Below are 8,013 nucleotides of genomic sequence, written 5' to 3'. Positions count from 1 at the left end.
ATCAATGACGATTACCGCTGCACCTTGGAGTCTCCACCTTCAGCTAGCTTTTGCACTTCAATCAGAGTCGCCATGCTGGTGTCTCCAGGGGTGGTCATGGCCAGGGCTCCGTGGGCAGCACCGTAGTCCACCGCCTTCTGCGGGTCGTTTTCCAAAAGCAGTCCTGCCACAAGTCCGGCCACAAAGCTGTCCCCGGCACCGATCCGGTCCAGGATGTCAAAGCGCGGGTAGTTACGGCTGCGGTAAAACTTCCCTTCGTGGTAGCACAGGGAGCCCCAGTCATTGACACTGGCGGTATGCACCCGGCGCAGGGTGGCAGCCACGGTTTTGAGGTTCGGGTATTCACCCACCAGCCGCTCGATCGCCGGGCGGAGCTTGGAGTCTTCGATTGCAAAGATGTCGTTCGGATCACTCGCCACGGAACTGGCCACGGGTGGCTCATCACTCAGCACGCCAATCATCACATCAATATACGGTGCCAGCTTCCGGTTCAGTGCCTGGGCACCGGCAAAACCGCCGCGCTCCTGCCAGAGCGACGGGCGGTAGTTCAGGTCATAGCTCACGGTCACGCCATGGCGCTTGGCGGCCTCGCAGGCCTGGATGGTCAGCTCGGCAGTGGACTCAGACAGGCCGGCAAAAATACCGCCCGTGTGCAGCCAGCGGCAGCCCAGGGTGCCGAAAAGATGGTCGAAATCAAAGTCGCCCGGCTTCAACTGGGAGGCCGCACTGTGCCCGCGGTCCACGCTGCCCTTGGCACCGCGCACACCAAACCCGCGCTCGGTGAAATTGATGGGATTGCGAACACGCTTGCCCATACCGTCATACGGGACCCATTTGACCAGGCTGGTGTCCACCCCGCCCTGGAGGATCAGGTCTTCAATCAAGCGGCCGATTTCATTGTCCGCAAAGGCCGTCAGAATGCCCGTGCGCAGGCCGAAGCAGCGCCTGCCGCCCCGCGCCACATTGTATTCGCCTCCGCCTTCCCAGGTGGTGAACTGGCGGGACGTGCGCACCCGGCCTTCACCTGGGTCAAGACGCAGCAAAACTTCACCGAGGGAGAGAATATCGTAGTGGGGTTGGCGGGACATGATCCGGACAGATATGAAGCGCACACGCACGGGAGCAAGGGCCAGAGTCATGGCCCGGGCGGAAATCTCCGTTTCGTCACCAGACAATCTGCATTCGTCATTTCCCCCCGGCATCCTTCCTGCTAATGGTTCCATCGAATGACACCGACCAACCCGCTGCGGGAGCTTGGCTTCCGCCTCCTTGAAGAGGAACTGAAATTTTTGATGGATGCTTTTGCCAACGTGCTCCGCCGTCTGGGCGAGCCCGCTTTGGCGGAAAAGCTGCCTTGGGCTGGAAAATGCGAAGATGTGGGAGACTCCCCGGACCGTGCTCTCGGCCAGGCATACTCCATCGCCTTCCAGATGCTCAATATCGTGGAGGAGCGCGCTGCCGCCCAGGTGCGCCGCCTGCGTGAAAAAGATCGCGGCCCCGAGGCGGAAAAAGGTCTCTGGCCGGACAATCTTCGGGAGATGCAGGCTCTCGGTCTCGGCCAGGAAGAGCTGCTGGAAGTTCTCCGTCAGGTGTTGGTGGAGCCCGTTCTGACCGCTCACCCTACTGAGGCCAAGCGGGAAACCGTGCGCGAGCTGCACCTGGAAATCTACAGCCTGATGAACCGCCACGAGAACCCGGCCTACACGCCGCGTGAGCAGGCCCGGCTGCATAGCCACCTGGAAAACCGCCTGGAAAACCTCTGGCGCACCGGGGAGATCCACGTCACCCGCCCTACCATTGATGCGGAGCTTCAAAACGCCATGCATTACCTGCGTGAGGTCTTCCCGGAGGCCCTCTCCCGCGCCCACGTCCATCTGCGCGAGGCCTGGGTGACTGCGGGATATGATCCGGCAGAGGTGGATGCCCTGCCGCCGCTGCTGCGCTTTGGCACCTGGATCGGCGGCGACCGCGACGGCCACCCCTTCGTCACCGCAGAGGTCACCGAGCGCTCGCTGTGCTCCCTTCGTGCCAATGCCCTCCGCATCCAGCGCCGCTCCCTGGAGGCCCTGGGCTTCCAGTCTCCTCTCAGCTCCCTCTTCCAAAAAACACCGGAGGTTCTGGAAAAACTGGTCGCACGTCTCACTGCGGACATCCAGGCCGAGCCGAGTGTGGATCATGCCTACATCCTGGAGCGCAACAAGGAGGAGCCCTGGCGCGCCGCCATCTACCTCATGCGGGCCAAGGTCGTGCTGGCCATGGAGAAGCCTGCTTCCCCCGCCGCCTATACCCTGGCTTCGCAGTTGGATACGGACCTCACTGCCTATGCGCAGTCCCTGGAGGCCGTGGGTGCCAGTACGCTCGTTCATGAGTTCATCGTTCCCTTTCGCCGCCAGTTGCAGGCCTTCGGCTTCCATTCCGCCATCCTGGACATCCGCCAGAATTCTGAATTCCATCAGAAAGCGCTCGGCCAGCTTATGCGCACCGCCGGCCTCATGGATGACCGGCCATTGAGCGAGTGGCCGCTCACTGAGAAACGCGCCTTCCTGGAAAAAGAGCTGCTTTCCCCGCGTCCCTTCCTGGCCCCCGGCATGAAGGCCGGACCGGAAGCGGATACTGTTCTTGCCTGCTACCGTGTCGTCGCCTCCCACCTGGCCAAAGACGGACCGGAGGGCCTGGGCGCCCTCATTGTTTCCATGACCAAAAATGTCGAGGACCTTCTCACCGTTTACATCCTCGCCCGTGAGGCCGGCCTGACCGAATGGACGGATGATGGCCTGCGCTGTCCGCTGCCCGTCACGCCCCTGTTTGAAACCATGGACGACCTTGAGGCAGGGCCTGGCATTGTGGAGGAGTTCCTCTCCCATCCCGTCACCAAACGCAGCCTGAAAAAGGAGAAGACCACGATGCAGATCATGGTGGGCTATTCGGATTCTAACAAAGATTGCGGCATCCTGGCCAGCCAGTGGGCGCTGCACCGTGCGCAGACTGCCCTCGCTGCCACCTGTGCCCGGCATGGCGTGAATCCGGTGTTTTTCCATGGCCGGGGTGGCACCGTAGGCCGTGGGGCGGGACCCACTCATTGGTTCATGGAGGCCCTGCCACAAGGCTCATTAGGCGGCTGGCTGCGCATGACGGAGCAGGGGGAGACCATCGCCCAGAAGTATGCGCATTTGGGTTCTGCCGTTTATAATATTGAGCTGCTGATGGCCTCCACGGCAGCTGCGACGGCCCGCCATCGGCATGTCAAAAGTGAGCCTCTGGCCATCCACTCCACCATGGACCGGCTGGCGGACTGGAGCCGCGATGCTTATCGCGGTCTGCTGCACGCACCGGATTTCATGCGATTCTATCGTGCAGCCACCCCGATTGATGCCCTGGAGCATGCCCGCATCGGCTCCCGCCCCAGCCGCCGCACCGGCCAGGCCACGCTGGATGATCTCCGCGCTATTCCCTGGGTCTTTTCCTGGACGCAGTCCCGCTTTTACCTGCCAGGCTGGTTTGGGGCGGGTTCGGCTCTGGAGAAGCTTCGTGCCGAGGACAATGCCGCCTTTGAGGAACTGCGCACCCAGCTTCGAGGCTCGCCCTTCCTGCGATACGTGCTGACCAACATCGAAAGCTCCCTGGTCAGTGCCAACCCGGACCTCATGCGCCTGTATGCGGGCCTGGTTCCGGATGACATGGTGCGCGAGGCCTTCCTGGGCAGCATCCTGGCGGAATACTCCCGCACACGGGAACTGCTGGAGGACATCTTCCAGGGCACCTTTGCGGACCGCCGTCCGCGCCTGGCCTATACCCTGGACATCCGGGAGGAGCCGCTGCGGGTGCTGCACCATCAGCAGGTAAATCTTCTCCGCGAATGGCGTGCCTGCCTGGCCGCTGGGGAAACGGAAGGCGCTGAAGCCATGCTGCCGGATCTGCTGATCTCAGTCAATGCTCTTGCTTCAGGACTGCGGACCACCGGTTAGCGGAAGCTGCGGCCGGGAGCGGGGGATCAGTTGGAGCCCAACTGAGCTACTACCAGAGATCAATCGGAGCGTGGGTGTCAGGGCGGATGATCTCAGTATCGTTGCTGAGCGTCTCGGCGAAGCGGGCGCTGAACCAGGCTTGGGAGGGTTCTTCGCCATGGACCATGATGAGCTTTTTGGGCTTCACTTTCTCGACGTATTCGGCGATCTGCTCACGGGTGGAATGGGCGCTGAGGTCGAAGCTTTCGATACGGGCGCGCAGTTCCACGGCGGGGAGATCGGGGGAGAGCTTGATCTTTTCACCGGCCTTGGCGTTGCGCAGGCGGAAGCCCGGGGTGAGGGGATCGGTATAACCGACGAAGGCGACGGCATTGCGCGGGTTGTCAATGAACTTGGCGGCGAAGGCGTTGGACGTGGTGCCCTCGGTCATCATGCCGCTGGAGAGGGCATAGATGGTGCGCGGCTGGTAATCAATCTGCGGACGACCGGGACCGCGTTTGCGGCGTGGGGCGACAAGCATCCGAACATCTTCCAAAAGGCGGAAACCGGGGTAGTTACGGCGGGTGCGGTCGGCGTAGTGATCGTATAGAACGGTCACTTTCGTGCCGAGGCCGCCGATGCGCAGGGGCATCTCGGGGATGAGACCTTCTTCATGCAGCTCATGGAGCATCAGCATGACTTCCTGGGTCTTGCCAAGGGCGAAGACAGGGATGAGCACGGAGCCGTTGGCGTCAAAAGTTTCGCGAATGAGGGCCGCGAGGCGCTCTTTTTCGCCCTTGCGGGTATAGTCTTCCGGGCGCTCATAGGTGCCGCGGGTGGTCTCGACGACGAGCACATCAATGCCTTCGGTGGGGAAATCGGCGGCGCGAGTGATGGTCTGATTTTCGAAATTGACGTCGCCGGTATAGAAGAGGCTGCTGCCATTTTGGCGGATCATAATGCCTGCGGAGCCCATGATGTGGCCGGCATCGTGAAAGGTGGCGGTGAGGTCGCCATTGGGAATTTCAAAAGGTTTGTTCAGGTCCCGGTAAACATACTGGGCACGGTTTTCATCAAGCTCACGATGGGTAAAAAGGGGATACTCGGTGATGCTTTTTTCCTCGCGCTGGGAGCTCATCACATTGACCGAATTGTGCAGCATGGCACTGGTGATCTCGCCAGTGGGCTCGGTCATGAACACAGGGGTGTTCGGCTGCTTGCGCATGAGCACTGGCAGGGCACCGATGTGGTCATGATGAGCGTGAGTGATGAAGAGGGCGTCGGCGGAGTCCTGGGGCAGGGGGCCGAAGTCTGGCAGGGCATCGTATCCGACCTCTTTGGGGTGCATGCCGGCATCCAGAACGATGCGATTTTTGTCCGACTCGAGTAGGTAGCAATTTGCCCCGATCTCACGGCGGCGGGTTAGGTTACGGAATCGCATGTGTTCGTTGAAAAAGAGGCAAAGGGAGCACGTAAGGTAAGGCTAATCGAGGAAACTGCAAGCCCTGAGACCCTTTACGGCATTTTGCTCAGCCCGGACGCTTGCGTTTGGCGCGGGGTTTGGGGGCGGGGTTGTCTGGGGTGGCTGGCGGGCTTATGACTTGAGCCGGTTTCCCTTCAGCGGATGGTGGCGGCGCTTCGGCGGGTGTAGGGGGATTTGCTTCAGCAGCTGGCGGCGCTTCGGGTGGAGACTTTGCCGCTGTAGCGTCGGGTTCTGTTAGGGCTTTGGCAGGTGCTGGCGCTTCTGCGGGCGGGAGTTCGCCACATGCCGGAGGTGCCTCGGGGGAGGGTGTCTTTTCAGGGGCGGACAACACTTCGGCGGCGTACGGGGCGGCGGGTGCAGGAAGGGAGGACTTGGCTTTTTTGGGCCATTGGGCCAGCAACATGCCGAGGAGAATGAGGCTGAAGGGGGCGGTGGGGGGGCACCAGATGAGGTGGGATTTGAAGACGAGGAAGTTGAAGACGAGGGCGACCAGCATGAGACTGAGCCCGGCGAGGACGGCATGCTGGCGGGGGACAAGGAGGATGATCCACAAAGCGGCGATCATGGCGATGCCGCTGACGGCCCATTGCTCCATGAGGCTCAATTTTTGAAGTCGGGGCAGTGCCAGAAGATGATTAAGCGCGTTTGCATACAGCCTTGGCAGGGAAGGCGTGGCTCCAGGAGTGTCTGCGGAGGTGGTGCCGATGACAATAATGGAGGCGTTTTCCAGATGGGCCTTATCGGTTTCGGAGAGGCCGTCCACAAGGACTCCAGTCATCATGTCCAGGGCGTTGACAGCAGGGGCCGCGTGACCCGGGCGGACGATGTATTCGCCCGTGCGGCGGAGGGGGACAAACCAGCCGTCCTGAAGGTAGGCTCCAGATCCGGCGTTCAGATGCAGAGTGTGGCTGCCGCTATACGGGGTGCGCGTGTGGCGGGCGAGTGTTTGGGCCAGCAGGGTCGGAAGCAGGGAGTCGCGGTCGCGGACGGCGTAGGGCAGGCGCCATTCGCCATCCACCTGGCGCATGCAAAGGAGGCCCCCTTCACCGGCAGGGCGGATGACGGCATCCGGGGCCACAATGGGAAAAGACAGCCGGGGGACGGAGGCGGTATCGCCAGTGACCTCTTGAAAACGGGGCAGGAGGGCCTCCAGGCCATCGGGGAAGAGGGCATCGGGTGCGTCCCCGGCTGCCAGGGGAGCTTCCACGCCCAGGATTACACTGGGAAATTTGAGCAAGGCCTCCGCCACCGCCGGGGCGAAGTCGGGCGTGGGCAGTCCCCAGTTGAGGGGGCTGGCGATGACGAGGATCTCGGGCTGATAATTTTGCAGCTCCTTGATGATCATCTGCCAGTCCAGGGGCGGCGGGGGCCAGGTGGCATATTCGGCGCGGTCCTCCGTGCGCATCTCTACCAGGGCCACTTGGGCATGCGGGGTGGTTTTTTCAAAGCAGCCCTGGGCCTGGGAGACCATGAAACTGAGAAACCCTTCGTCCACTTTTTGAAACCGGCCCGTCCGCTGTGCGTAGTCCAGCAACCAGGCGGCTGAGGCGAGGCAGAGGATGGCAATGAGGAGGCGGCTGAGCATTGGATCATCTTGGGTCAGAGTGCGGGCTCTGCCAAGAGATTCATCCAGATGATGAACCAGTGCTTGCGCACTTTAAAATTCATGCCAGACTGCGTGTCCCATATTCACTACCCCTTGGTGTAATGGTAACATAACAGATTCTGACTCTGTTGTTCAAGGTTCGAGTCCTTGAGGGGTAGCCACTCATGAACAGCCTGCAAAATAAAGGCTGCATTCAATACCCTCCCGACCCAATGCTGGCGGAAGGAGATTCTTTTTCGCCGGAGGCTTCACGGCGGCGGTATTCATCGAGAATGGCCTTGGTGGCGCTGGCACCGAGGCGGGTGCAGCCGAGGTCACGGACGAGGATGAGGCCGTCGAGGTCGCGGACGCCGCCGGCGGCCTTGACCTGGACGTGGGCGGGAGTGTGCTGGCGCATGAGGCGGAGGTCGTGCTCGGTGGCGCCTTGGTAATTGTAGCTGCCATCGGGCTGCTTGCTGAAGCCGTAGCCGGTGGAGGTCTTGACCCAGTCGGCTCCGGCGAGGGCGGCGATTTCGCAGAGTTTGATCTTGAAGGAGTCTTCGGGGAGGTAGTCGTTTTCGAAGATGACCTTGAGTTTGGCTCCGTGCTTGTGGGTTTCGTCGGCGATGACCTGGATCTCGCGCTGGACGTAGTCCCAGTCGCCAGCGAGGGCTTTGCCGATGTTGATGACCATGTCGATTTCCTGAGCACCATCCTGGCAGGCGAGCTGGGTTTCGTAGCGCTTGACCTCGGTGCTGCTGTTGCCGGCGGGGAAGCCGATGACACAGCCGACGATGACGCTGGTGCCGGTGAGGAGGTCCACGGCGCGGGGGACGAAATACGGTTTGACGCAGACGGAGGCGACGCCGTACTCGGCGGCGAGGATGCAGCCAGCCTCGGCTTCAGCATCGGTGAGACCGGGCTGGAGCAGGGAGTGGTCAATCATGCTGGCAAGCTCGGCGTAGGTGTATTTCATGGGAGCGGGGAGGCGGGAAGGGGAA

At 61.7% G+C, this 8,013-nt stretch carries 5 protein-coding genes and 1 tRNA gene; 2 read left to right on the top strand and 4 right to left on the bottom strand.

Going from position 1 to position 8,013, the window contains the following annotated elements; all coding sequences use genetic code 11:
* Positions 1-11: 11 nt before the first annotated feature.
* The gene (locus WJU23_RS19685; protein ID WP_346334331.1) at positions 12-1,088 is read right to left on the bottom strand and encodes a sugar kinase; all 1,077 of its coding nucleotides are present in this window, start codon (positions 1,086-1,088) and stop codon (positions 12-14) included.
* Between the two features lie 138 nt (positions 1,089-1,226).
* On the opposite strand from WJU23_RS19685, the gene WJU23_RS19680 reads away from it, so the two are divergent.
* On the top strand, positions 1,227-3,965 hold the full coding sequence (locus WJU23_RS19680; RefSeq protein WP_346334330.1) for a phosphoenolpyruvate carboxylase: 2,739 nt from the start codon (positions 1,227-1,229) through the stop codon (positions 3,963-3,965).
* A 49-nt stretch (positions 3,966-4,014) separates the two neighbouring features.
* On the opposite strand, the gene WJU23_RS19675 is transcribed toward WJU23_RS19680, so the two are convergent.
* Both WJU23_RS19675 and WJU23_RS19670 read right to left on the bottom strand, forming a co-directional pair.
* A complete protein-coding gene (locus WJU23_RS19675; protein ID WP_346334329.1) occupies positions 4,015-5,385 on the bottom strand; it encodes an MBL fold metallo-hydrolase in 1,371 nt (456 codons plus the stop codon).
* Between the two features lie 88 nt (positions 5,386-5,473).
* Positions 5,474-7,012: a hypothetical protein gene (locus WJU23_RS19670; protein WP_346334328.1), complete on the bottom strand. Its 1,539-nt coding sequence runs from the start codon at positions 7,010-7,012 to the stop codon at positions 5,474-5,476.
* 108 nt (positions 7,013-7,120) lie between these two features.
* On the opposite strand from WJU23_RS19670, the gene WJU23_RS19665 reads away from it, so the two are divergent.
* Positions 7,121-7,194, top strand: a tRNA-Gln gene (locus tag WJU23_RS19665).
* A gap of 32 nt (positions 7,195-7,226) precedes the next feature.
* Here WJU23_RS19665 and deoC read toward each other — a convergent pair.
* Positions 7,227-7,988, bottom strand: a complete 762-nt coding sequence (gene deoC, locus WJU23_RS19660; RefSeq protein WP_346334327.1) for a deoxyribose-phosphate aldolase — start codon at positions 7,986-7,988, stop codon at positions 7,227-7,229.
* Positions 7,989-8,013 lie beyond the last annotated feature (25 nt).

Origin of the sequence: Prosthecobacter sp. SYSU 5D2 (assembly GCF_039655865.1) — a bacterium.
Taxonomy (GTDB): Bacteria; Verrucomicrobiota; Verrucomicrobiia; order Verrucomicrobiales; family Verrucomicrobiaceae; genus Prosthecobacter.
Note: the sequence above shows the minus strand (reverse complement) of the source record. Positions and strands in the feature narration are given on the sequence as shown.